Annotated in this window: 19 protein-coding genes; 17 read left to right on the top strand and 2 right to left on the bottom strand. The window is 71.9% G+C overall.

The annotated features are described in order from the left end of the window. Positions 1-14: 14 nt before the first annotated feature. Both EOE66_RS01465 and EOE66_RS22330 read right to left on the bottom strand, forming a co-directional pair. Positions 15-2,192 (bottom strand): GGDEF domain-containing protein, encoded by a 2,178-nt coding sequence (locus tag EOE66_RS01465; protein ID WP_128226907.1) that lies wholly within the window; start codon positions 2,190-2,192, stop codon positions 15-17. Continuing rightward, on the bottom strand, positions 2,189-4,195 hold the full coding sequence (locus tag EOE66_RS22330; RefSeq protein ID WP_128226906.1) for a GGDEF domain-containing protein: 2,007 nt from the start codon (positions 4,193-4,195) through the stop codon (positions 2,189-2,191). The genes EOE66_RS01465 and EOE66_RS22330 overlap by 4 nt, the downstream gene beginning before the upstream one ends. Before the next feature lie 119 nt (positions 4,196-4,314). On the opposite strand from EOE66_RS22330, the gene EOE66_RS01455 reads away from it, so the two are divergent. From EOE66_RS01455 to EOE66_RS01375, 17 genes are all read left to right on the top strand, one after another. After that, positions 4,315-5,421: an S-(hydroxymethyl)glutathione dehydrogenase/class III alcohol dehydrogenase gene (locus EOE66_RS01455; protein WP_128226905.1), complete on the top strand. Its 1,107-nt coding sequence runs from the start codon at positions 4,315-4,317 to the stop codon at positions 5,419-5,421. A gap of 13 nt (positions 5,422-5,434) precedes the next feature. Then, the gene (gene fghA / locus EOE66_RS01450; RefSeq protein WP_128226904.1) at positions 5,435-6,292 is read left to right on the top strand and encodes an S-formylglutathione hydrolase; all 858 of its coding nucleotides are present in this window, start codon (positions 5,435-5,437) and stop codon (positions 6,290-6,292) included. Between the two features lie 2 nt (positions 6,293-6,294). Beyond that, on the top strand, positions 6,295-7,374 hold the full coding sequence (locus tag EOE66_RS01445; protein WP_128226903.1) for an RNA methyltransferase: 1,080 nt from the start codon (positions 6,295-6,297) through the stop codon (positions 7,372-7,374). Between the two features lie 245 nt (positions 7,375-7,619). Further along, the gene (gene atzF / locus EOE66_RS01440; protein ID WP_128226902.1) at positions 7,620-9,491 is read left to right on the top strand and encodes an allophanate hydrolase; all 1,872 of its coding nucleotides are present in this window, start codon (positions 7,620-7,622) and stop codon (positions 9,489-9,491) included. Positions 9,492-9,551: 60 nt separating this feature from the next. Next, positions 9,552-10,544, top strand: a complete 993-nt coding sequence (locus EOE66_RS01435) for an ABC transporter substrate-binding protein (protein WP_128227477.1) — start codon at positions 9,552-9,554, stop codon at positions 10,542-10,544. Between the two features lie 8 nt (positions 10,545-10,552). Then, positions 10,553-11,431, top strand: a complete 879-nt coding sequence (locus EOE66_RS01430) for an ABC transporter permease (protein WP_128226901.1) — start codon at positions 10,553-10,555, stop codon at positions 11,429-11,431. 5 nt (positions 11,432-11,436) lie between these two features. After that, on the top strand, positions 11,437-12,258 hold the full coding sequence (locus EOE66_RS01425) for an ABC transporter ATP-binding protein (RefSeq protein WP_128226900.1): 822 nt from the start codon (positions 11,437-11,439) through the stop codon (positions 12,256-12,258). Next, positions 12,255-12,470 carry a DUF4089 domain-containing protein gene (locus tag EOE66_RS01420; RefSeq protein ID WP_128226899.1) on the top strand — a complete coding sequence of 72 codons (216 nt, stop codon included), beginning with the start codon at positions 12,255-12,257 and terminating at the stop codon, positions 12,468-12,470. The genes EOE66_RS01425 and EOE66_RS01420 overlap by 4 nt, the downstream gene beginning before the upstream one ends. After that, the gene (locus EOE66_RS01415) at positions 12,467-13,888 is read left to right on the top strand and encodes an AtzE family amidohydrolase (protein ID WP_128226898.1); all 1,422 of its coding nucleotides are present in this window, start codon (positions 12,467-12,469) and stop codon (positions 13,886-13,888) included. The genes EOE66_RS01420 and EOE66_RS01415 overlap by 4 nt, the downstream gene beginning before the upstream one ends. 4 nt (positions 13,889-13,892) lie before the next feature. Then, the gene (hpxZ, locus tag EOE66_RS01410; RefSeq protein WP_128226897.1) at positions 13,893-14,315 is read left to right on the top strand and encodes an oxalurate catabolism protein HpxZ; all 423 of its coding nucleotides are present in this window, start codon (positions 13,893-13,895) and stop codon (positions 14,313-14,315) included. Then, entirely contained in the window at positions 14,312-15,451 is a 1,140-nt protein-coding gene (locus tag EOE66_RS01405) for a BMP family ABC transporter substrate-binding protein (protein WP_245478858.1), read from the top strand. The genes hpxZ and EOE66_RS01405 overlap by 4 nt, the downstream gene beginning before the upstream one ends. 13 nt (positions 15,452-15,464) lie before the next feature. After that, the gene (locus EOE66_RS01400) at positions 15,465-16,547 is read left to right on the top strand and encodes an ABC transporter permease (protein ID WP_128226896.1); all 1,083 of its coding nucleotides are present in this window, start codon (positions 15,465-15,467) and stop codon (positions 16,545-16,547) included. 10 nt (positions 16,548-16,557) lie between these two features. Beyond that, entirely contained in the window at positions 16,558-17,481 is a 924-nt protein-coding gene (locus EOE66_RS01395; RefSeq protein ID WP_128226895.1) for an ABC transporter permease, read from the top strand. Positions 17,482-17,497: 16 nt separating this feature from the next. Further along, the gene (gene biuH / locus EOE66_RS01390) at positions 17,498-18,181 is read left to right on the top strand and encodes a biuret amidohydrolase (RefSeq protein ID WP_128226894.1); all 684 of its coding nucleotides are present in this window, start codon (positions 17,498-17,500) and stop codon (positions 18,179-18,181) included. Between the two features lie 28 nt (positions 18,182-18,209). Next, the gene (locus tag EOE66_RS01385; RefSeq protein WP_128226893.1) at positions 18,210-19,796 is read left to right on the top strand and encodes an ABC transporter ATP-binding protein; all 1,587 of its coding nucleotides are present in this window, start codon (positions 18,210-18,212) and stop codon (positions 19,794-19,796) included. Continuing rightward, positions 19,793-20,518 (top strand): cysteine hydrolase family protein, encoded by a 726-nt coding sequence (locus tag EOE66_RS01380; RefSeq protein ID WP_128226892.1) that lies wholly within the window; start codon positions 19,793-19,795, stop codon positions 20,516-20,518. The genes EOE66_RS01385 and EOE66_RS01380 overlap by 4 nt, the downstream gene beginning before the upstream one ends. Positions 20,519-20,583: 65 nt before the next feature. Next, positions 20,584-21,264 carry a GntR family transcriptional regulator gene (locus EOE66_RS01375; protein WP_128226891.1) on the top strand — a complete coding sequence of 227 codons (681 nt, stop codon included), beginning with the start codon at positions 20,584-20,586 and terminating at the stop codon, positions 21,262-21,264. The last annotated feature ends 2 nt before the right edge of the window (positions 21,265-21,266 follow it).

The following is a 21,266-nucleotide window of genomic DNA, read 5'->3' as shown; positions in this document are numbered from 1 at the left end:
CCGCCGGCGCGGGCTCAGACGCGCAGGGCCTCGGCCTCGCGGGTGCTGCCGGGCGCGCCGGTGGCGGGTGCGTCGTCGGCCGGCGGGCCGTTCAGGCGCTCCAGCAGCACCCGGCCTTCGCTGCGGGCGAGATCGAAGTCGATTTCCAGGGCGCTCAGCGCCTCGGGCGTGGTGGCGCTGGTCATCACGATGCCCATGGCGCAGTTGCGGCCGTGGTTCTTGGCCGTGTAGAGCGCCATGTCGACGAGGTTGATGGCGCGCTCCAGGCTCAGCGGCAGGCGCGCCGGCTCCAGCGGGAAACAGGCGTGGCCGAGCGACACCGTCACGCGCAGCGAGCCGCCATCGGGCAGCGCATAGGGCCGGCCGCCCACGGCCTCCAGCACGCGGCGGGCCAGTTCCTGTGCGCGTGCAGCGCGGCCCGCAGCCGCGGCGCCGTTGTCGCGCGGGCCGGTCAGGCAGACGATGAACTCTTCGCCACCCCAGCGCACCACGAGATCGTCGTCGGCGTCGCCGGCGGCCGGGCCCACGGCCTCGCGCACGCGGCGCGCGGTCTCGACCAGCACGGCGTCGCCGGCGGCGTGGCCGTGGCGGTCGTTGATGCGCTTGAAGTGGTCGATGTCCAGCAGCAGCAGGGCGCCCTCGAAGGCCTGCGTGAGGCCGCGCGCCTGCATCGTCTCCTGCAGGCCGCGCCGGTTGTGCAGGCCGGTCAGCGGTTCGCGGCGGCTCTGCTCGCGCAGGCGTTCCTGGTTGTCCTCCAGGCGGCGCCGCAGGCGCCGCACGCGGCCGACCATCAGCGCCACAAGCACCGCTGCCAGCAGCACCACGGCGGCCCCCGCGGCCCACACCTTCTGCAGCGCGGCGCGGTTGTCGAGCTGCGTGTTGACGAGCGTGCGCTCCAGGCCCAGCTGTTCCAGCCGGCGTTGCTGCGCCTCGTGGTCGAAGCGCTTGCGCAACTCGGCCAGGGCCGCGTCGCGGTTGGCCGCCATCATCTCCGCGGCCAGGCGCCGCTCGGCGTGGAAGAGCTCCAGCGCGGCCGGCAGGTCGCCCGCAGCGGCATAGGCGTCGGCGTATTCGCGCAGCGCCTGCGCCTGGTCGGCGGTGGCGCCGCCCTGGCGGTAGCCCGCCAGCACCAGGCCCATCTCGCGCCGGGCCGCTTCGGTCTGGCGCAGGCCGATGTGGGCCAGCGCCGCGTTGTGCATCAGCACGCGCTCGGTGCGGCGGTCGCCCAGCCGTCGCACCACGGGCAGCGCCGCGTCCACGGCCTGCAGCGCCTCGCGCGGGCGCTGCAGTGCCACCAGGGCATCGGAAAGGTTGGCCTGGTGGCTGCTCTCCAGCCGCAAAGAGCCGCCCTGGCGCGCCAGCGCGATGCCGGCCTCGGCCGTGCGCCGGGTGGCTTCCAGGTCGCCGCGGCGGCGGTGCATGCGGGTCTCGGCGATGAGCACGCGCGACCGCAGCAGCGGGTCGCCGTCGGCCTGCGCCAGCGACTGGGCGCGCGCCAGCTGGCGCTGTTCGGCCACGGCATCGCCCATCAGGCCAGCGGCGTCGGCCGCCGAGGCCAGGGCCAGCGCCTGGTAGGCGCCGTCGCCGGCGGCACGGGCCAGTTCCAAGGCCGCCATCGCGTGTTCCAGCGCGGCGCTGCTCAGGCCGCGCCTGCGGTCCTGGCGAGAAAGCAGGTGCAGGGCGAGCCAGCGGGGCTGCAGGTCGCAGGCCCGCGCCGGGGTGCAGGCGCTGGCATAGGCGTCCACGGCGGCTCGCGCGGCCTTCTGCGCGGTTTGGGGGTCGTCGGCGGCATCGGCCCAGGCCGCCTGCAACAGCGCGGCATCGGCCGCGGCCACGGGGTCGGGGTTCAGGGCCGCCAGCGCGGACAGCGCCTGGCCATGAAGCTCGGCACGGCCCGAGGCGGCAGCCACCAGGCCGCGCGCCAGGGCCAGCGGCCGAGCGCCGGCACCTTTCGCGGCCAGGGCCCGCAGGCCGGCCAGGGCCGCGTCGGGATCGTCCTGCGCCAGCTGTACCTGCGCGTCGAACGCAGGCCAGGGCAGCGCCGGCTGGGCTGCCGTCGGCTGGCTGGCGGCAGCGGTTGTGGCCGCAGGGGCGGACCTGGCCGCGTCCGCCCCCAAGGCGACACCAGCCAGCAGCCCCGCCCAGGCCAAGGCCCCTGCCGCGCACCGCAGACGCAGAGGCCTTGGGCTCATGGCAGTGCTGCCTCTGCCGCGGGTGCCGCGCCAGGGCCTTTCAGGTGCGCGAGCTCGGCCCGCCCCTGGCGCCACGCGGCCTCCAGGGCCAGGCCGGGGTTGGCGCGGCTTTCCGGCTGCTGGGTTTGCATCGAGCGCACGCCGTAGGCCCGGTTGCGGCCGTGGGCCTTGGCCAGGTAGAGCGCGGTGTCCACCACGTCCAACGCCCGCTCCCACGAGACGGGTTCGCGCGCCGGCGGCAGCGGGAAGCTGGCAAAGCCGATGGAGGCGGTCACCGCCACGGCCTCCTGGCCGTGGAAGACCGGCCGGCTGCCCACCGTGGCGAGCAGGCGCTCGGCCAGGGCCTCCACCTGCTCGGGCGGCAGCTGCCGCACGAGCACGAGGAACTCTTCGCCCCCCCAGCGCACGGTCAGGTCTTCCTCGCGCAGAACGCCCTGCAGGCGCTGCGCGATGTCCACGAGCACGGCGTCGCCTGCGGCATGCCCGTGGCGGTCGTTGATGCGCTTGAAGTGGTCCAGGTCGAGCAGCAGCAGCGTGCCCTCGAAACGCGCCGCCGCGCTGTGCTGCATCACGGCGTGGAAGTGGCGGCGGTTGGCCAGACCGGTGAGGGGGTCGCGCTCGGTGGCCACCTTCAGGGCCTCGTTGCTGTGGCGCAGGCGCAGGTTGGCCTGGCGCATGCGGCGCAGCAGCAGCGCCAGCACCCCGAGCAACAGCAGCCCCGCCACCAGGCCCAGCGCCCACAGGCGTTGCTGCAGCTCGCGGGCGAGCAGCTGCTCGGCCTTCAGGCCGTTCTCGGTTTCAAGTGCGGCCAGCTCGCGCTGGCGGCGGTCGGCGTCCAGGCCCTCCTGCAGCTCCAGCACGGCCTGCTGGTGTTCGCGCTGGAAGACGCGGTCGGCCAGCCGGCGGTGTTCGACCCACGCGGCCCAGGCTTCCTTCAGGTGACCGTGTTTCTCCAGCGCGGCGCCAAGCTCCCCGTGGGTGTCGGCCAGGGCCGGCAGCCCCGAGGTGCGCTCATCGATGACCAGTGCCTGCCGGATCAGCGCGATGCCCTTCTCGTGCCGGCCCAGGCCGATCTGGGCGAGCCCGGCGTTAATCAGTGCCACGGCTTCGCTGCTCGGCTGCCCGACCTCGCGTGCCAGCGGCAGGGCCTGCTCGGCCAGCGCGAGCGCGGTGCGGTAGTCGCCGCGCTTGACGTAGAAGTCGGCGAGGTTGGCCATGGCCAGGGCCTCCAGGCCCCGGGCACCGGCCTGGCGGGCGAGGTCGACCGCCAGCTTGGAGGCCTTCAGCTCCTCGTCGTCGTTGCCGAGTGCCGTGTACAGGATGGCCGCCGTGGTGGCCGAATGGATGCGGGCGTTGATGTCACCGGCTGCCACGGCGATCCGGTCGGCTTCGATGTTGATCGGCATGGCGCGGTCGGTCTGCTGCGCCAGGTACAGGCTGTAGGCCAGCGCTGAGCGTGCTTCCGAGCGCTGCCAGGCCACGCCGCCGGCGTCGGCCTGCTCCACCGCCTGCTGGCTGAAGGCCACCGATTCGTCGAGCCGGCCCAGCGCCTGGCGCATGCGGGCCTGCTCGTTGGTGAAGTACCAGCGCACCTGCGGCGGTGTGGCCGCCGGCAGCGCGGCCGCCGCGGCGTTGAAGCTGCGGTCGGCGCGGCCCAGCGGGGGCGTGCGCGACACGGCCAGACCCCGGGCCAGCAGCGCGGCGGCGGGCGCCAGCCCGGATTGCGGCGCCAGCGCTTCCAGCGCCTGCGCCGTGGCGTCCAGGCCGGCCAGGTCTTGCTGTGCGTACTGCTGGCGCGCCTGCAGCAGCAGCGCCAGGGCGCGCTCGTCGCCGCGGGCGTCTGCCAGCACCGGCTTCAGGGCCTCCAGCATCGCTTCCGGCTGGGCCCGCAGCGTGCGTTCGATCTCGGCCAAGCGTGGCGAAGCCGCCGCCGCGCCCAGCCACAGCAGACCGACCAGCCCAGCGGCGCACGCGCGCACGGCCAAGGAACCAAAGCGACCCATCTTGAGCGCATTGTCGGCCGCCCGGCGCCGAACTTGACCGCGGCCCTGCCCCCGCACGCACGGGCTACCCAGCCCAGCGGTGACAATCCCTCCGTTCAGCTGACCTGAGGAAAACCCCAATGAAGACCCGCGCAGCCGTGGCCTGGAAGGCCGGTGCCCCGCTCACCATCGAAACGGTCGACCTCGAAGGCCCGCGCGCCGGCGAGGTGCTGGTGGAAATCAAGGCCACCGGCATCTGCCACACCGACCAGTACACGCTCAGCGGCGCCGACCCCGAGGGCCTGTTCCCGGCCATCCTGGGCCACGAGGGCGCCGGCGTGGTGGTGGACGTGGGCCCGGGCGTCACCAGCCTGCGGCCCGGTGACCACGTCATCCCGCTCTACACGCCCGAATGCCGGCAGTGCAAGTTCTGCCTGAGCCGCAAGACCAACCTGTGCCAGGCCATCCGCCCGACGCAGGGCAAGGGCCTGATGCCCGACGGCACCTCGCGCTTCAGCCTCAATGGCCAGCCCATCCTGCACTACATGGGCACCAGCACCTTCGCCAACCACATCGTGGCGCCGGAGATCGCGTTGGCCAAGATCCGGCCCGACGCGCCTTTCGACAAGGTTTGCTACATCGGCTGCGGCGTCACCACGGGCGTGGGCGCGGTGCTGTTCACGGCGGGCGTGGAGGCGGGCGCGAACGTCGTCGTCTTCGGCCTGGGCGGCATCGGGCTGAACGTGATCCAGGGCGCGAAGATGGTGGGGGCCGACAAGATCATCGGCATCGACATCAACCCGGCCCGGGAAGCGATGGCGCGCCAGTTCGGCATGACGCACTTCATCAACCCGAAGGACGTCGAGAACGTGGTGGATGCCATCGTGCAGCTGACGGACGGCGGCGCCGACTACAGCTTCGAGTGCATCGGCAACACCAAGACCATGCGCCAGGCGCTGGAGTGCTGCCACAAGGGCTGGGGCAAGAGCGTGGTCATCGGCGTGGCCGCGGCGGGGCAGGAGATCAGCACGCGGCCCTTCCAGCTCGTCACCGGGCGGGTGTGGATGGGCAGTGCCTTCGGCGGCGCGCGCGGCCGCACCGACGTGCCGAAGATCGTGGATTGGTACATGGACGGCAAGATCAGCATCGACCCGCTGATCACGCACACGCTGAAGCTGGAGGAAATCAACCACGGCTTCGAGCTGATGGAGCGCGGCGAGAGCATCCGCTCGGTGGTGGTGTTCTGAAGCAGGCTGGCCGATGACTTTCGAGGTGATCAGCGAGCACGCCTGCTTCGGCGGCGTGCAGGGCTATTACAAGCACTCGTCGACCGTCATCGGCCTGCCGATGCGCTTCGGCGTTTACCGCCCGCCGCAGGCCTATGGCCCGGCCGCCAGGCCAGTGCCGGTGCTGCTGTACCTGGCGGGCTTGACCTGCAACGAAGAGACCTTCGCTATCAAGGCCGGCGCGCAGCGCGTGGCGGCGGAGCTGGGCCTGATGCTGGTGACGCCCGACACCAGCCCGCGCGGCACCGGCGTGGAAGGCGCCGACGCGGCCTGGGACTTCGGCACCGCCGCCGGTTTCTACCTTGACGCGACGCAGGCGCCTTGGGCCCACCACTGGCGCATGGAGAGCTACCTCACCGGCGAGCTGCCGGCGGTGCTGGCGCAACACTTCCCGGTGGAGAGCCGCGATGGCTTGCATCTCGGCGTGTTTGGCCATTCGATGGGCGGGCATGGCGCGCTCACGCTCGCGCTGCGCCACCCGGGTTTGTTCCGCAGCTGCTCGGCCTTCGCGCCGATCGCCGCGCCGATGCAGTGCCCGTGGGGCGTGAAGGCCTTCACCGGCTACCTGGGTGAAGACCGCAGCGCCTGGGCGGCCCACGACGCCACCGCGCTGGTGCAGGCCGGGCACAAGGCGCCGCCGCTGCTGGTGGACCAGGGTGAGGCCGACAAATTCCTGGCCGAGCAGCTGCACCCACACTTGTTCGAATCGGCCTGCCGCGAGGCCGGGCAAGCGCTCACGCTGCGCCGGCACGCCGGCTACGACCACGGCTATTTCTTCATCAGTTCGTTCGTCGAAGACCACCTGCGCCATCACGCCAAGCACCTCGCCTGACCATGCAGATCAGCGCCCTGCGCCAACGCCTGCGCGCCCTGGGTGCGCTGCCGCTGCACGAAGACCGCGTGCTGCGCCGCTGGGCGATGGCGCAGCCGCAAGAGGGCGGGCGCAAGCAGCTGGAGCATTTCCTGCCGCTGGCGCTGCGCGAGCAGCTGCCGGGCATCGTCGATGAGCTGCAGGGCCTGGTGCGCCTGCACAGCCGGCACGACGCCGAAGACGGCTCGGCACGCTTGCTGGTGAACCTGCACGACGGCCAGCAGGTCGAGGCGGTGCTGCTGCAGCCTGATCGGCCCAAGCGCCACACCCCCGCTTTGCCGGCCAGCGGCGTGTGCGTCAGCACCCAGGTCGGCTGCGCGGTGGGCTGCGTGTTCTGCATGACGGGCACCGGCGGCCTGGTGCGCCAGCTGGGCAGCGCCGAGATCGTGGCCCAGGTGGTGCTGGCACGCACGCTGCGGCCCGTCAACAAGGTGGTGTTCATGGGCATGGGCGAGCCGGCCCACAACCTGGAGGCGGTGCTCGAAGCCATCGAGCTGCTGGGCACCGGCGGCGGCATCGCGCACAAGAACCTGGTCTTCAGCACCGTGGGCGACCCGCGCGTGTTCGAGGCCTTGCCGCAGCAGCGCGTGAAGCCGGCGCTGGCGCTCTCGCTGCACACCACGCACGCCGACAAACGCGCCGAGCTGCTGCCGCGCGCCCCGCGTTTCGACCCCGCCGATCTGGTGGACGCCGGCGAGGCCTACGCACGCGCCACCGGCCACCCCATCCAGTACCAGTGGACGCTGATCGAAGGCGTGAACGACGGCGACGACGAGGTGGAAGGCATCGCGCGCCTGCTGGCCGGCAAGCACGCGATGATGAACCTCATCCCCTACAACAGCGTGGACGGCATGCCCTGGCAGCGGCCCTCTTGGGAAAGAGCGGCAGAGATGGCGCGCACGCTGCACCGCCGCGGCGTGCTGACCAAGCTGCGCCAGAGCGCCGGGCAAGACGTGGACGGCGGCTGCGGCCAGCTGCGCGCACGCGCCGCCGCGCCGGCGCGGCGCATCGCCATCCACGCCGCGCGCAGCCCTGGTGCGTGATGCACCGGCCGGGCGCAGCCCCGGCCCCGCAAGCCTGTCCGCCGCCAGGCCGCTGAGCGCCCGCCGCCGCGCCCGCCGGGTTCCACGCTGAGGTCCACGCTGGAGGGCTGCTGCCCTCGGTGGCCGCCCTGACGAACCCTCGCCCAACCCGCGCCGGCCCCGGTGCGCTGCCCCGTGCCTGCCCGCACTGGCATGGCTTGTGCATGACAACGTGTACTCGCTTGTATACAAGACGGCATGCACTCATGATCCCCGACACCGTCCCCACCGTTGCGTCGGCCGTGGCCGTGCCGGCCACCCTGGTGGCGTGGCAAGCCGCCGTGGCCGCCGGTGTGGAGGTGCGGCCCCTGCTGCAGGCGGTGCGTGCGCGCTGCCAGGCCAGCGCCCCGGAGGTGTGGATCCACGCCGTGGACGACGCCGCCTTCGAGGCCCAGCTGCAGCGCCTGGAGGCGCTGGCGGCGGCCCAGCCCGACCGTGCCGCACTGCTGCGCCAGTACCCGCTGTTCGGCGCGCCCTACGCCGTGAAGGACAACATCGACATCGCTGGTGCGCCCACCACGGCCGCCTGCCCGGCGTTTGCCTACACCGCCGCGCAGGATGCCTCCGTCGTGGCGCGCCTGCGCGCTGCCGGCGCGGTGTGGCTGGGTAAGACCAACCTCGACCAGTTCGCCACCGGCCTGGTGGGCACGCGTTCGCCCTATGGCCAGCCGGCCAGCGTGTTCAGCAGCGCGCACATCAGCGGCGGTTCCAGCTCGGGTTCGGCGGTGGCGGTGGCCAGCGGCGCGGTGCTCTTCAGCCTGGGCACCGACACCGCCGGCTCGGGCCGCGTGCCGGCGGCCTTCAACCAGATCGTCGGCCTGAAGCCCACGCCCGGCCGCGTCAGCAATGCCGGCGTCGTGCCGGCCTGCCGCACGCTGGACTGCGTGTGCGTCTTCGCGCTCACGGTGGACGACGCCGCGCAGGTGCTGGCGGTGATCGAAGGCGCCGACGAGGCCGACCCCGGCTCGGCCTTCCAGCCCGGGCCGCCCAGCCTGGGCCCGGGGCCGCTGCGCCTGGGCATTCCGCAAGACCTGCTGCTCGACCCCGCCAGCCACCCGGCCTGGGCCGCCGCACTGGCCGAGGCCCAGGTGCTGGGCCACCGCCTCGTGCCACTGGACTTCACGCCACTGCACGAGACCGCGGCGCTGCTCTACAGCGGGCCCTGGGTTGCCGAGCGCCATGCCGTGGTGCAGGCGCTGATGGAGGCGCAGCCCCAGGCGCTGGACCCGGTGGTGCACACCGTCATCGAACAGGCGCGCCGCTACAGCGCCACCGACGCCTTCCGCGCGCTCTACCAGTTGCAGGCGCTGCGGCAGCGCTGCCAGGCGCTGTGGCAAGACGTGGACTTGCTCTTCGTGCCCACCGCGCCGCGCCACCCGCGTTTTGACGAGGTGGCGGCCGACCCCGTGGGCGTGAACAGTGCGCTGGGCGCCTACACGAACTTCGTCAACCTCCTGGGTTGGTGCGCGCTCGCCCTGCCGGCGGGCACGGCGGCTGGCGGCCTGCCCTTCGGCATCACGGCCATCGCCCCGGCCGGGCACGATGCGGCGCTGGCCGCCTGGGGCGGGCGCTGGCAGCAGCAACTGAATCTGCCGCTGGGCGCGCTGGCGCTGACCCCCGCGCAGGCCGCGGCCCCGGCGCCTGCGTGGACGCGCCGGCCCGCGGTGCGCGCCAGCCTGCCGCTGGCCGTGGTGGGGGCCCACCTCTCGGGCCTGCCCCTGAACAGCCAGCTCACCGAACGCGGCGCGCGGCTGCTGGAGGCCACCACCACCGCGCCCTGCTACCGCCTGCACGCCTTGCCCGGCACCAAGCCGCCCAAGCCGGGCCTGCAGCGCTGCGCCGCGGGTGAAGGTGGCCACGCCATCGCGGTGGAGGTGTGGGAGATGCCGGCCGACCAGCTGGGCTCCTTCCTCGCCCTGGTGCCGCCGCCCCTGGGCCTGGGCAGCGTGCTGCTGGCCGACGGCCGCCACGTGCACGGTTTCCTGTGCGAGGCCCACGCCTTGCATGGGGCCCCCGATGTCAGCGCCCACGGCGGTTGGCGCGCCTACCTGCAGTCCCTCGCCCCTGCCGGGGTCTGAACCCCCACCGAACCCCAGCCTGGAGCCCCCGTCATGAGCCTGCCCCGCCCCTGCCCCCTGATGACCCTGCCGCAGCGGCAGCCGCGCCGCCGCCAAGTGCTGCAGGGCGGCCTCGCCCTGGCGGCGCTGGGCGCCCCGGCGCTGCTGCGCGCCCAGGCCGGCCCGAAGATCCGCATCGGCTACTGGCCGGTGGCCGCCGGCCTGCCCTTCTACGCCGCGGTGGAGCTGGGCTACTTCAAGGAGGCGGGCCTCGATGTCGAACCGCTGCGCTTCGCCGGCGCGCAGCAGGTGATGGAGGCCATGCTGGCCGGCCGCGCCGACGGCAGCTCCAACGGCACGGGCTCGGGCAACCTGGGTGTGGGCGAGATCGCCTCACCGGGGCTCTTCAAGATCATCGCCACCAACCCGAGCAACGCCCGCTACGTGCTCGACCAGTTCCTGGTCGCCAAGGACAGCCCCTACAAGACCATCGCCGACCTGAAGGGCAAGCGCGTGGCCTCGGGCCCCGGCATCCAGAACAAGACGCTGGCCCTGACGGTGCTGGAACGTGCCGGTGCACCGGGCACCACGGTCGTCGAGCTGCCCATCGGCCAGCACGTGGCGGCGCTGGCGGCCGGGCAGGTGGACGGCGTCTACACGCTGGAACCCACGGGCACCATCGGCCGGCTCAACGGCACCACGCGCATGCTGGAGGCGGGTGTCATCGCCAAGTACATCCTGGGCGATGCCAACGCGCCCTGGCACGGCGGCTCGGCCACGCTCACCACCGAGTTCATCAAGAAGAACCCCGAGCTCACACGCAAGTACATCGCCGCCTACACCAAGGGCATCCAGCTCGTGCGCACGCAGCCGGCGCAGGCGCGGCAGTACCTCAAGGGCTACACCGCCATCGAAGGCCCGCTCACCGGCGAGGTGCCGCTGGCCAGCTACATGCTCTACAACGAGTTCAAGCCCGCCGATGTGGCGGCCTTCCAGAAGTTCTTCGACCTCTTCACCGAGAAGGGCGTGTTCGAGAAGAAGCTCTCGGTGGAATCCTTGCTCTACAAGGGCTGAGGCGCCGCATGAGCACGCCCGCCACCCACCCGGCCGAGGACACCCCCTCGGCGAAGCCGCCGCTGAAGCTGGCCGTGCCCGCCACCCCCTGGGCCGCGGCCAACCCCACGCACGGCAGCACGCCGCCCAAGGCCTCGCCCTGGCTGAAGTTTCTGCCGGCCATCGGGCCCGTCGTGCTCTTCATCGTGTGGGACCTGGTGGTGCGCGCCGGCCTCATCCGCCCCATCCTGCTGCCGCCACCCCTGGCCACGCTGGAAACCCTGGTGGTGGGCCTCTTCGGCGGGGCGCTGCTGGGCGACTTTCTCGTCACGGTGTGGCGCACGGTGCAGGCCTTCTGCATCGCCGCGGCGGTGGGCATGCCGCTGGGGGTGCTGCTGGGCAGCAACGAGCGCGCCTACCGCAGCGTCGAGTTCCTCATCGACTTCTTCCGCTCCACGCCTTCTTCGGCGCTGATCCCGCTCTTCCTGCTGATCTTCGGCGTGTCCGACATCAACAAGGTGGCCATCGCCGCCTTCGGCGCCTTTCTCATCGTCGTCTTCAACAGCGCCTACGGCGTCATCAACGCGCGCAAGCAGCGCGTGATGGCGGCCCAGGTGATGGGCGCCAGCCGCTGGCAGATCTTCAAAGACGTGCTGATCTGGGAAAGCCTGCAACCCAGCTTCGTGGGCCTGCGCTCGGCGGTGTCGATGGCGCTGGTGATCGTCATCGTGGCCGAGATGTTCATCGGCTCCGACAAGGGCCTGGGCCACCGCATCATCGACGCGCAGCAGGTGCTCAACGTGAAGACGATGTACGCCGCCATCCTGGCCGCCGGTGTGCTGGGCTACGCGCTGAACATCCTCTTCCTGGTGGCCGAACGCCGCATCGTGCACTGGAGCGGGAGGTGATCGCCATGAACACGGTCCTCAATGCCGCCGTCGTGGCCGATGTGCCCCCGCCGCGTTTCGTGCCGGGCCCCGCCGGCACGCACATCACCATCCGCGGCCTCACGAAGTACTTCGCCGGCTGGCCGCTGTACGAGAACTTCGACCTCGACATCCCCAAGGGCAAGATCGTCTCGGTCTTCGGCCCCAACGGCTGCGGCAAGAGCACGCTGATCAACATGATCGCGGGCCTGGTGCCCGTCGATGCCGGGCAGATCCTCTTCGACGGCAAGTCGCTGGCCGACACCAAGATCGGCTACGTCTTCCAGAACTACCGCGAAGCGATGTTCCCGTGGATGCGCACCATCGACAACATCGCCTACCCGCTGAAGCTGGAGGGGCGCAGCAAGGCCGAGGTCGACCGCCGCATGGCCGAGCTGGTGGCCAGCTTCGACGTGAAGTTCGACCTGAACCGCTACCCCTACGAGCTCTCGGGCGGCCAGCAGCAGACGGCTTCCATCATGCGGGCGCTGGCGCCCAAGCCCGAGGTGCTGTTCCTCGACGAGCCCTTCTCGGCGCTGGATTTCGAGATGACGCTGTTCATCCGCGAAAAGCTGCAAGAGGTGTTCATGCAGACCGGCACGACCATGCTGCTGGTCTCGCACGATCTCGAAGAAGCCGTCTACCTGGCCGACGAGGTGCTGCTGCTGACCAAGCGGCCCACGCGCGTGGCCGAGATCCTGCCCTATGGCGATGCGCGCCCGCGCACCGTGGCCACGCTCAGCGAAGACAGCTTCGTGCGCACCAAGAAGCGCAGCCTGGAGATCTTCCAGCGCGAGGTGCGGCGGTGAGTGCGGCGCTGAGTGCGGCGCAGATCGAAGCCGCGGTGGACGCGCAGGCCGCCGTGCTGGGCCTGGTGCTGGCGCCCGAACACCGGCCGGGCGTGCTGCAGTACTACGCGCTGGCCGCCGGCATGGCGGAGCTGGTGCAGGGCCTGCCGCTGGGCCCCCACGACGAGCCGGCGCCGGTGTTCACGCCGGTCTCGCCCGGGGCGGGTGCATGACGGCAGCCGCCGCGTCGGAACTGCTGAACCAAGGCGCTGCGGCCATGGCGGCCGCGGTGCGTGGCGGCCGGGTCGGCGCCACGGCCTTGGTGCAGGCCAGCCTGGCGCGCATCGCGGCCACCGACCGCGAAGTCAACGCCTTCACCGACCTCACCGCCGAACGCGCCCTGCAGCAGGCCGGGCGCATCGACGCGCGCTTGCAGGCCGGCGAGGCCCCGGCCGACCAGCCGCTGCTGGGCGTGCCCTTCGCGGTGAAGAACCTCTTCGACGTGGCCGGCCTCGCCACGCTGGCGGGCTCGAAGATCGAACGCGATGCGCCGCCGGCCGTGCAAGACGCGGTGCTGGTGCAGCGCTTGCAGGCCGCCGGCGCGGTGCTGGTGGGTGCGCTCAACATGGACGAGTACGCCTACGGCTTCACCACCGAGAACAGCCACGTCGGCCCCACGCGCAACCCGCACGACCTCACGCGCATCGCCGGCGGCTCGTCGGGCGGCTCGGCCGCCGCGGTGGCCGCGGGCCAGGTGCCGCTGACGCTGGGCTCCGACACCAACGGCTCCATCCGCGTGCCGGCCTCGCTGTGCGGCGTGTTCGGCTTGAAGCCCACCTACGGCCGCCTGTCGCGGCGCGGCAGCTACCCCTTCGTGGCCAGCCTCGACCACCTGGGCCCCTTCGCGCGCCACGTGCAAGACCTGGCCCTGGCCTACGACGCGATGCAGGGCCCCGACGCGCAAGACCCGGCCTGTGCGCAGCGCCCGCTGGAGGCCACGCTGCCGGCGCTGGACGCGGGCACCGCCGGCCTGCGCGTGGCCACGCTGGGCGGCTACTTCGAGCAGCACGCCGGCCCGCAGGCGCTGGCGGCCGTGGCGGCCGTGGCCGCCGCGCTGGGCGCCACGCGCACGCTGGAACTGCCCGAGGTGGCGCGCGCCCGCGCGGCGGCCTTCCTCATCAGCAACAGCGAAGGTGCCGCGCTGCACCTGGCCGACCTGCGCCGCCGCGCGCAGGATTTCGAGCCGCTCTCGCGCGACCGTTTTCTCGCCGGTGCGCTGCTGCCCTCCGCCTGGGTGCAGCAGGCGCAGCGCGTGCGGCGGTGGTTCGCGCAGCAGGTGGCGCAGGTGTTCGAGGGGTCAGACCTGCTCATCGCCCCGGCCACGCCCCTGCCGGCCACGCCGCTGGGCACCGAGTGGATCGAGGTGCAGGGCCAGCGCCTGCCGGCACGGCCCAGCACGGGCCTGCTGGCCCAGCCGCTGTCGTGCATCGGCCTGCCGGTGTGCTGCGTGCCGGTGTGGCTGCCCGGTGCGGCCCTGCCCATCGGCGTGCAGCTGGTTGCCGCACCCTGGCGCGAAGACCTCTGCCTGCGCGCGGCCCGCGCGCTGGAGGCCGCCGGCGTGGCGCAGGCGCCGGTGGCCGCCCTGGGATGAAACCATGAACGACACCCTCGCCATCAACCTGCCCGACGTGCACGCCGAGGTGAGCGCCGCCTTCGCGCGTTATGAAGACGCGCTGGTGAACAACCGCATCGAGGTGCTGGACGAGCTGTTCTGGGACAGCGAACACACGGTGCGCTACGGCGCCACCGAGAACCTGCTCGGCATCGAGGCCATCCGCGCCTTTCGCAACGCACGCCCCGCGCAGGGCCTGCAGCGCACCTTGATGCGCACCGTCATCACCACCTACGGCCGCGACTTCGCCACGGCCATGACCGAGTTCCGCCGCGAGGGCGGCAACAAGCACGGCCGCCAGAGCCAGACCTGGGCCCGCATGCCCGGCGGCTGGTGCGTGGTGGCCGCCCACGTGAGCCTGATCGACCCCCCACCTTCTTCCACAGCCCCGAGGAGTGACCGATGACCCACCCCCGCCCCGCCCCCCAAGACCTGATGCGCCGCCGCCTGCTGGCCACCGGCGGCCTGGCCGGCGTTTCGCTGGCGCTGCCCGGTGCGCTGCGCAGCGCCTTCGCGCAGGCGCCCATCACCGTGGGCATCATCTACGTGGGCCCGCGTGACGACTTTGGCTACAACCAGGCCCACGCCGAAGCCGCCGCGCAGCTGAAGAAGATGCCGGGCGTGAAGCTGGTGGAAGAAGAAAACGTGCCCGAGACCCAGGCCGTGCAGAAGAGCATGCAGGGCATGATTTCGCAGGACGGCGCCAAGCTGCTCTTCCCCACCAGCTTCGGCTACTTCGACCCCCACATGCTGGAGGTGGCGAAGAAGAACACCGGCGTGCGCTTCAGCCATTGCGGCGGCATGTGGACCCAGGGCAAGCACCCCGCCAACACCGGCAGCTTCTTCGGCTACATCGACGAGGCGCAGTACCTCAACGGCGTGGTCGCCGGCCACATGAGCAAGAGCAAGAAGCTGGGCTTCGTGGCCGCCAAGCCCATTCCACAGGTGCTGCGCAACATCAACGCCTTCACCATGGGTGCGCGCTCGGTCGACCCGAAGATCACCACCACCGTCATCTTCACCGGCGACTGGAGCATGCCGGTGAAGGAAGCCGAGGCCACCAACGGCCTGGCCGACCAGGGCGTGGACGTCTTCACCATGCACGTGGACGGCCCCAAGGTGGTGGTGGAAACCGCCGCCAAGCGCGGCAAGATGGTCTGCGGCTACCACGCCAGCCAGGCCAAGCTGGCGCCGCAGGCCTACCTCACGGGGGCTGAGTGGAACTGGCTGACGGCCTACACCCGCATCCTGGAGGCCGCACGCACCGGCAAGCCGCACCCGAACTTCGTGCGCGGCGGCCTGAAGGACGGCTTCGTCAAGACCTCGGCCTACGGCCCCGCGGTGTCGGAAGCGGCGCGCAAGGGTGCCGACGCCGTCAAGGCCCGCATGGTGGCCGGCAGCTTCGACATCTTCGGCGGCAGCGGCGAGATCAAGGACAACACCGGCAAGGTGGTGGTGCCCAAGGGCAAGGTCTTCAAGCAGACCGACCTCGAACTCGAAGGCATGAACTACCTCGTCGAAGGCGTCATCGGCAAGGTCTGAGGCGGTACCGGCCATGACGCCCCGCCTGCACCCCGCTGCCGAGGCCATCGCCCTGCCCGTGCTGGCGCTGGCGGGCGGGCTGGCCTTGTTCGGCCTCTTCGTCTGGGTGGACGGGCACAGCCCGGTGCAGGCCTGGACGCTGCTGTTCCTGGGCGCTTTCGGCGACGCGTTTTCGCTGCAGAACACGCTGCAGCGCGCGGCACCCCTGATGCTGACCGCGCTGTGCGTGGCGCTGCCGGCACGGGCCGGCCTGACCATCATCGGCGGCGAGGGGGCGTTGGTGCTGGGCGGCCTGGCCTGCGCCGGCTTGCCGCTGCTGCTGCCCTTGCCCATGGGCTCGGCGGGCACGGCCTTGATCTTGCTGGCCGCGGCCGTGGCCGGGGGCGTGTGGATTGCGCTGGCCGGCTGGCTGCGCCAGTGGCGCGGCGTCAATGAAACCATCAGCAGCCTGCTGCTGGGCTACACCGCCATCGCGCTGTTCAAGCACGTGGTGGAAGGCCCGCTGCGCGACCCGGCCAGCCTGAACAAACCTTCCACCCTGCCGCTGCCCGAGGCGCTGCGCATCGGCAGCATCGGCGGCTTCGACGTGCACTGGGGCCTGGTGTTCGGCGTGGTGGCCTGCCTGCTGGCGGCCTGGTGGCTGGGCGCCACCACGCACGGCTTTGCCACCCGCGTGGTGGGTGGCAACCTGCGGGCGGCGCAACTGGTGGGGCTGCCGGCGCGGCGGCTCATCGTCGTGGCCTGCGCCTTGGGCGGCGCGGCGGCCGGGCTGGCCGGCGGCATCGAGGTGGCGGCCGTGCACACGGCGGCCAATGCCTCGCTCATCGTCGGCCTGGGCTACACCGGCATCCTGGTCAGCTTCGTGGCGCGGCACAACCCGCTGGCCATCATCCCGGTGGCGATTCTGTTCGGCGGCTTCCTCGCCGCCGGCAGCCTGCTGCAGCGGCGCATGGGCCTGCCCGACGCGGCGGTGCCGGTGCTGATGGGCTTCTGCTTTGTCTTCATCCTCGCCAGCGAGGCCTGGCGCGGCCGCCTGGGTGAGTTGTTCGTGCTGCGCCGCCCACAGCCGGGTGCACCGGCCGGGGCCTCGGCATGAAGGGCCTGCCATGAGCACCAGCAACCTCTGGCTCGACGTGCTGGTGGCCGTGCTGGGCGGCGCCATCCGCGTCGGCACGCCTTTTCTCTTCGTCAGCCTGGGCGAGTGCATCACCGAGAAGGCCGGCCGCATCAACCTGGGCCTGGAAGGCGTGCTGGTGTTCTCGGCCATGGCCGGCTTTGCCGGCAGCTATCTCACCGGCCACTGGTGGATGGGTGTGCTGATGGCCGGCTGCAGCGGCGCGCTGATTGCGATGCTGCACGGCCTGGTGAGCAGCCTGCCCCGCGTGAACGACATCGCCGCGGGCATCGCCATCATGATGCTCGGCGCCGGCCTGGCCTTCTACCTGGGCAAGCCGCTGATACAGCCGCAGGCGCAGCAGATCCCGGCGCTGGCGCTGGGCTCCTGGTCTTCTTCGCCGCAGGTGGCGGCGGCGCTGAACATCAACGCGCTGTTTCCCATCGGCGTGGTGCTGGCGCTGGTGCTGGCCTGGGCGCTGAAGAACACGGGCTGGGGCTTGAAGCTGCGCATGGTGGGCGACTCCGCAGACGCCGCGCGGGCGCTGGGCACCAGCGTCACCGGCGTGCGCGTGGCGGCCACCACGGCCGGCGGCTTCATCGCCGGCCTGGGCGGCGCGAGCCTCTCGCTGCATTACCCGGGCAGCTGGAACGAGGGCCTCTCCAGCGGCCAGGGCCTGATCGCCGTGGCGCTGGTGATCTTTGCGCGCTGGCACCCGGTGCGCTGCCTCTGGGCGGCGCTGCTGTTCGGCGGCGCCGGTGCGCTGGGGCCGGCCCTGCAGTCGGTGGGCATCGGGGGCTACTACCACCTGTTCAACGCCGTGCCCTATGTGCTGACGCTGGCCATCCTGGTGTGGACCTGTTCACCGCGCCAGAGCCTGCGCGGCGCACCGGCTGAGCTGGGCGTCGCGCGATGAATCCAGGCTTCCACCCATGAAACACGTCACCGCCAACCCCTACCCCTGGCCCTTCGACGGCAGCCTGCGGCCCGAGACCACCGCGCTCGTGGTCATCGACATGCAGACCGACTTCTGCGGCCATGGCGGCTATGTCGACAAGATGGGCTACGACCTCAGCCTCACGCGCGCGCCCATCGAGCCCCTCCAGCGTCTGATGGCCGCCATGCGCAGCCGGGGCTACACCCTCATCCACACCCGCGAAGGCCACCGCCCCGACCTGAGCGACCTGCCCGCCAACAAACACTGGCGCTCGCAGCGCATCGGTGCCGGCATCGGCGACCCGGGCCCCTGCGGCCGCATCCTGGTGCGCGGCGAGCCGGGCTGGCACATCATTCCGGAGCTGGCCCCGCTGCCCGGAGAAATCATCATCGACAAGCCGGGCAAGGGCAGCTTCTGCGCCACCGACCTGGAACTCATCCTGCGCGCGCGCGGCATCCGCAACCTGGTGCTCACCGGCATCACCACCGATGTGTGCGTGCACACCACCATGCGTGAAGCCAACGACCGCGGCTTCGAGTGCCTGATTCTTGAAGACTGCACCGGCGCCACCGACCTCGGCAACCACCAGGCGGCATTGAAGATGGTGACGATGCAGGGCGGCGTCTTCGGTGCGGTGTCGAACTCGGGCGCCGTGATCGAAGCCGTGCTGCAAGCCTGACGCGCACCGTCGACAGGAGCCACCCCCCATGACCCACGCCCTGGCCCTGCAGACCTTCGAGCTGAGCAAGCGCTTCGGCAGCTTCACCGCGCTCGACCGCGTGTCCATCGACGTTCGGCCCGGCACCGTGCACGCCCTGCTGGGCGAAAACGGCGCGGGCAAGAGCACGCTGGTGAAGTGCATCGTGGGCTACCAGCAGCCCGACGGCGGTGCCGTGCTGCTGGGCGGCCGGGAACACGACCTGCCCAGCCCCGCCGCGGCGCGCGCCCTGGGCATCGGCATGGTGTACCAGCACTTCACGGTGGTGCCGGGCATGACGGTGGCCGAGAACCTGCTCATGGCCAAGGGCGAACTGCCGGCGGTGGTGAACTGGCGCGCCGTGCGCAGCGAGTTGCAGGCCTTCATGGACAGCGCACCGTTCCGCCTGCCGCTGGACGCCACGCCGCAGGACCTGAGCGCCGGTGAAAGGCAGAAGCTCGAGATCCTGAAACAGCTGCTGCTCAAGCCGCGCCTGCTGATCCTGGACGAACCCACCTCGGTGCTCACCCCCCAGGAGGCCGACGAGGTGCTGGGCACGCTGCGCGAGCGGGCGCATGCCGGCCTGTGCACCGTGCTGATGATCACGCACAAGTTCCGCGAGGTGCTGGCCTTTGCGGACGAGGTGTCGGTGCTGCGGCGCGGCGTGCTGGTGGCGGCGCGCGCGGTGCAGGGCGCCACGGCCTCCGAGCTGGGGGCCAGCATGGTGGGGGCGGCAGCGGTCGCCGGGCCCGAGGCCCCGGCCTCGACAACTGCTGCGGCTGCAGACACTGCCGCGCCCCCGCGCACGGCCCCCGGCGCTGTGCGCCTGGCCCTGCAAGGTCTGCAGGTCCGCGGCGACCGAGGCGAACGCGCCGTCGCTGGGGTCGATCTGGAAGTGCGGGCCGGCGAGATCGTCGGCATCGCCGGCGTCAGCGGCAACGGCCAGCGCGAGCTGATGGAAGCCCTGGCCGGCCAGCGCCCGCGCGAGGCCGGCCGCGTCACCGTGGCGGGCGTGGACTACCGCGCCACACGCGCGCAGAACCGGCACCTCAAAGTGCGCGGCCTGCCCGAGGAGCCGCTGCGCAATGGCTGCGTGGGCGGCATGAGCGTGGCCGACAACATCGGCCTGCGCAGCTTCGACCGGCCGCCCCACGCCCGCGCCGGCCTGCGTGTGCCCGGCAGTCTGGCGCAGCGCGCGCGCGAGCTGATCACGCAGTTCCGCGTCAAGACCCAGGGCGAACACGCGCCGATGGCTTCGCTCTCGGGCGGCAACGTGCAGCGCGCGGTGCTCGCGCGTGAACTCTCCGAGCCTGCCGACGTGCTGCTCGTCAGCAACCCCGTGTTCGGGCTGGACTTCACGGCCGTGGCCGAGGTGCATGCGCGGCTGCGCGCGGCGCGCGACGGCGGCAGCGCGGTGCTGATGGTCAGCGAAGACCTGGACGAACTGCTGCAGCTGGCCGACCGCATCGTGGTGATGAGCGAAGGCCGCTTCGTGCACGCCTGTGACTGCGCCGGCGCGAGCCGCCACGACATCGGGCGCCACATGGGTGGTGGCGAGCTGACCGACAACACGCCCGACCTGAAGGTGGCCGCATGAGCAAGCCACAGGGTCCAGCGCCCGAGGCCGGGCCGGTCACGGTGGCGGCACGCCCCTTTGCCTTCGAGCTGCAACCCGGCCGCGCCGCGCTGCTCGTCATCGACATGCAGCGCGACTTCGTCGAGCCCGGCGGCTTCGGCGCCTCGCTGGGCAATGACGTGACGCTGCTGCAGGCCGCCATCGCCCCCACCCGCGCGCTGCTCGACGCCTGGCGCGCCCGCGGCTGGCCGGTGCTGCACACGCGCGAATCGCACGCCGCCGACTTGTCGGACTGCCCGCCCGCCAAGCGCCTGCGCGGCCAGCCTGCCTTGCGCATCGGCGACGCCGGGCCCATGGGCCGCTTGCTGGTGCGCGGCGAACCGGGCTGCGCCATCGTGCCCGAACTGGCGGCGCTGCCCGGCGAGGTGGTCATCGACAAACCCGGCAAGGGCGCCTTCCACGCCACGCCGCTGCAGGCCACCCTGCAGGCGCTGGGCGTGACGCAACTGGTGGTGGCCGGGGTCACCACCGAGGTGTGCGTGCAGAGCACGATGCGCGAAGCCAACGACCGCGGCTACGACTGCCTGCTCGTGGAAGAGGCCACGGCCAGCTACTTCCCGGCCTTCAAGGCGGCGGCCATCGAGATGATCGTGGCGCAGGGGGGCATCGTCGGTTGGGCGGCACCGCTCTCGGCGGTGCTGTCGGCACTGCCTGCCGAGCCTGCAGCAGCGGCCGCGCCTTGAGCCCAGGTCGACGGGATGCGCCTCGGTAAGATCCTCGGCATGGAGTCTTCAGCACAGGGGCCGGCATGAAGGCCGAGACGCTGCCGCGCCAGAACCTGGCCGAGCAGGTCTACCTCCGCCTCAAGGCCGACATGCACGAGTTCAACCTCGTGCCCGGCGACCGCCTCTCCGAAGCCGAGATCGGCACCCGCCTGGGCGTGAGCCGCACGCCGGTGCGCGAGGCGCTCTTCCGCCTGCGCAACGAAGGTTTCCTGGCCGTGGAGGCCAAGACCGGCTGGTTCGTCAAGCCGCTGGATTTCGGCAAGCTCGACGAGCTTTACGACCTGCGCATCACGCTGGAACTGGCCAGCTTGCACAAGCTGTGCACCCAGGGTCCGCAGGACGCGAGCGAACTCGACGGCCTGAAGGCGGTGTGGCTGGTGCCCGCCGCCGAGCGCCTCAGCGATGCGCGGCAGGTGGGCGCACTGGACGAGCAGTTCCACGCCACGCTGGTGCGCGCCGCCGGCAATGGCGAGATGAGCCGCGTGCACTGGGACGTGACCGAGCGCATCCGCGTCATCCGCCGGCTTGATTTCACGCGGGCCGACCGCATCGACGCCACCTACGCCGAACACGCCAAGATCCTGCGCGCGGTGCTGCAGCGCAAGCCCGATCAGGCGCAGCTGCTGCTGAAGGCCCACATCGAGCAGAGCAAGACCGAGGTGCGCAAGATCACCTTGCACACGCTGCACGAGGCGCGGCGCTGAGC

Source organism: Rubrivivax rivuli (genome assembly GCF_004016505.1).
In the GTDB taxonomy this organism is placed as follows: Bacteria; Pseudomonadota; Gammaproteobacteria; order Burkholderiales; family Burkholderiaceae_C; genus Rubrivivax; species Rubrivivax rivuli.
This window is presented reverse-complemented; position numbering and strand designations above follow the sequence as displayed.

What these genes read in the sequence shown, in the direction of transcription:
- hpxZ (WP_128226897.1), top strand. Translation starts at nt 13,893, where the DNA reads ATGAACGACACCCTCGCCATCAACCTGCCCGACGTGCACGCCGAGGTG.
- EOE66_RS22330 (WP_128226906.1), bottom strand. Translation starts at nt 4,195, where the DNA reads ATGGGTCGCTTTGGTTCCTTGGCCGTGCGCGCGTGCGCCGCTGGGCTG.
- EOE66_RS01375 (WP_128226891.1), top strand. Translation starts at nt 20,584, where the DNA reads ATGAAGGCCGAGACGCTGCCGCGCCAGAACCTGGCCGAGCAGGTCTAC.
- EOE66_RS01380 (WP_128226892.1), top strand. Translation starts at nt 19,793, where the DNA reads ATGAGCAAGCCACAGGGTCCAGCGCCCGAGGCCGGGCCGGTCACGGTG.
- EOE66_RS01465 (WP_128226907.1), bottom strand. Translation starts at nt 2,192, where the DNA reads ATGAGCCCAAGGCCTCTGCGTCTGCGGTGCGCGGCAGGGGCCTTGGCC.
- EOE66_RS01435 (WP_128227477.1), top strand. Translation starts at nt 9,552, where the DNA reads ATGACCCTGCCGCAGCGGCAGCCGCGCCGCCGCCAAGTGCTGCAGGGC.
- EOE66_RS01405 (WP_245478858.1), top strand. Translation starts at nt 14,312, where the DNA reads ATGACCCACCCCCGCCCCGCCCCCCAAGACCTGATGCGCCGCCGCCTG.
- biuH (WP_128226894.1), top strand. Translation starts at nt 17,498, where the DNA reads ATGAAACACGTCACCGCCAACCCCTACCCCTGGCCCTTCGACGGCAGC.
- EOE66_RS01425 (WP_128226900.1), top strand. Translation starts at nt 11,437, where the DNA reads ATGAACACGGTCCTCAATGCCGCCGTCGTGGCCGATGTGCCCCCGCCG.
- atzF (WP_128226902.1), top strand. Translation starts at nt 7,620, where the DNA reads ATGATCCCCGACACCGTCCCCACCGTTGCGTCGGCCGTGGCCGTGCCG.
- EOE66_RS01395 (WP_128226895.1), top strand. Translation starts at nt 16,558, where the DNA reads ATGAGCACCAGCAACCTCTGGCTCGACGTGCTGGTGGCCGTGCTGGGC.
- EOE66_RS01430 (WP_128226901.1), top strand. Translation starts at nt 10,553, where the DNA reads ATGAGCACGCCCGCCACCCACCCGGCCGAGGACACCCCCTCGGCGAAG.
- EOE66_RS01400 (WP_128226896.1), top strand. Translation starts at nt 15,465, where the DNA reads ATGACGCCCCGCCTGCACCCCGCTGCCGAGGCCATCGCCCTGCCCGTG.
- EOE66_RS01385 (WP_128226893.1), top strand. Translation starts at nt 18,210, where the DNA reads ATGACCCACGCCCTGGCCCTGCAGACCTTCGAGCTGAGCAAGCGCTTC.
- fghA (WP_128226904.1), top strand. Translation starts at nt 5,435, where the DNA reads ATGACTTTCGAGGTGATCAGCGAGCACGCCTGCTTCGGCGGCGTGCAG.
- EOE66_RS01455 (WP_128226905.1), top strand. Translation starts at nt 4,315, where the DNA reads ATGAAGACCCGCGCAGCCGTGGCCTGGAAGGCCGGTGCCCCGCTCACC.
- EOE66_RS01445 (WP_128226903.1), top strand. Translation starts at nt 6,295, where the DNA reads ATGCAGATCAGCGCCCTGCGCCAACGCCTGCGCGCCCTGGGTGCGCTG.
- EOE66_RS01415 (WP_128226898.1), top strand. Translation starts at nt 12,467, where the DNA reads ATGACGGCAGCCGCCGCGTCGGAACTGCTGAACCAAGGCGCTGCGGCC.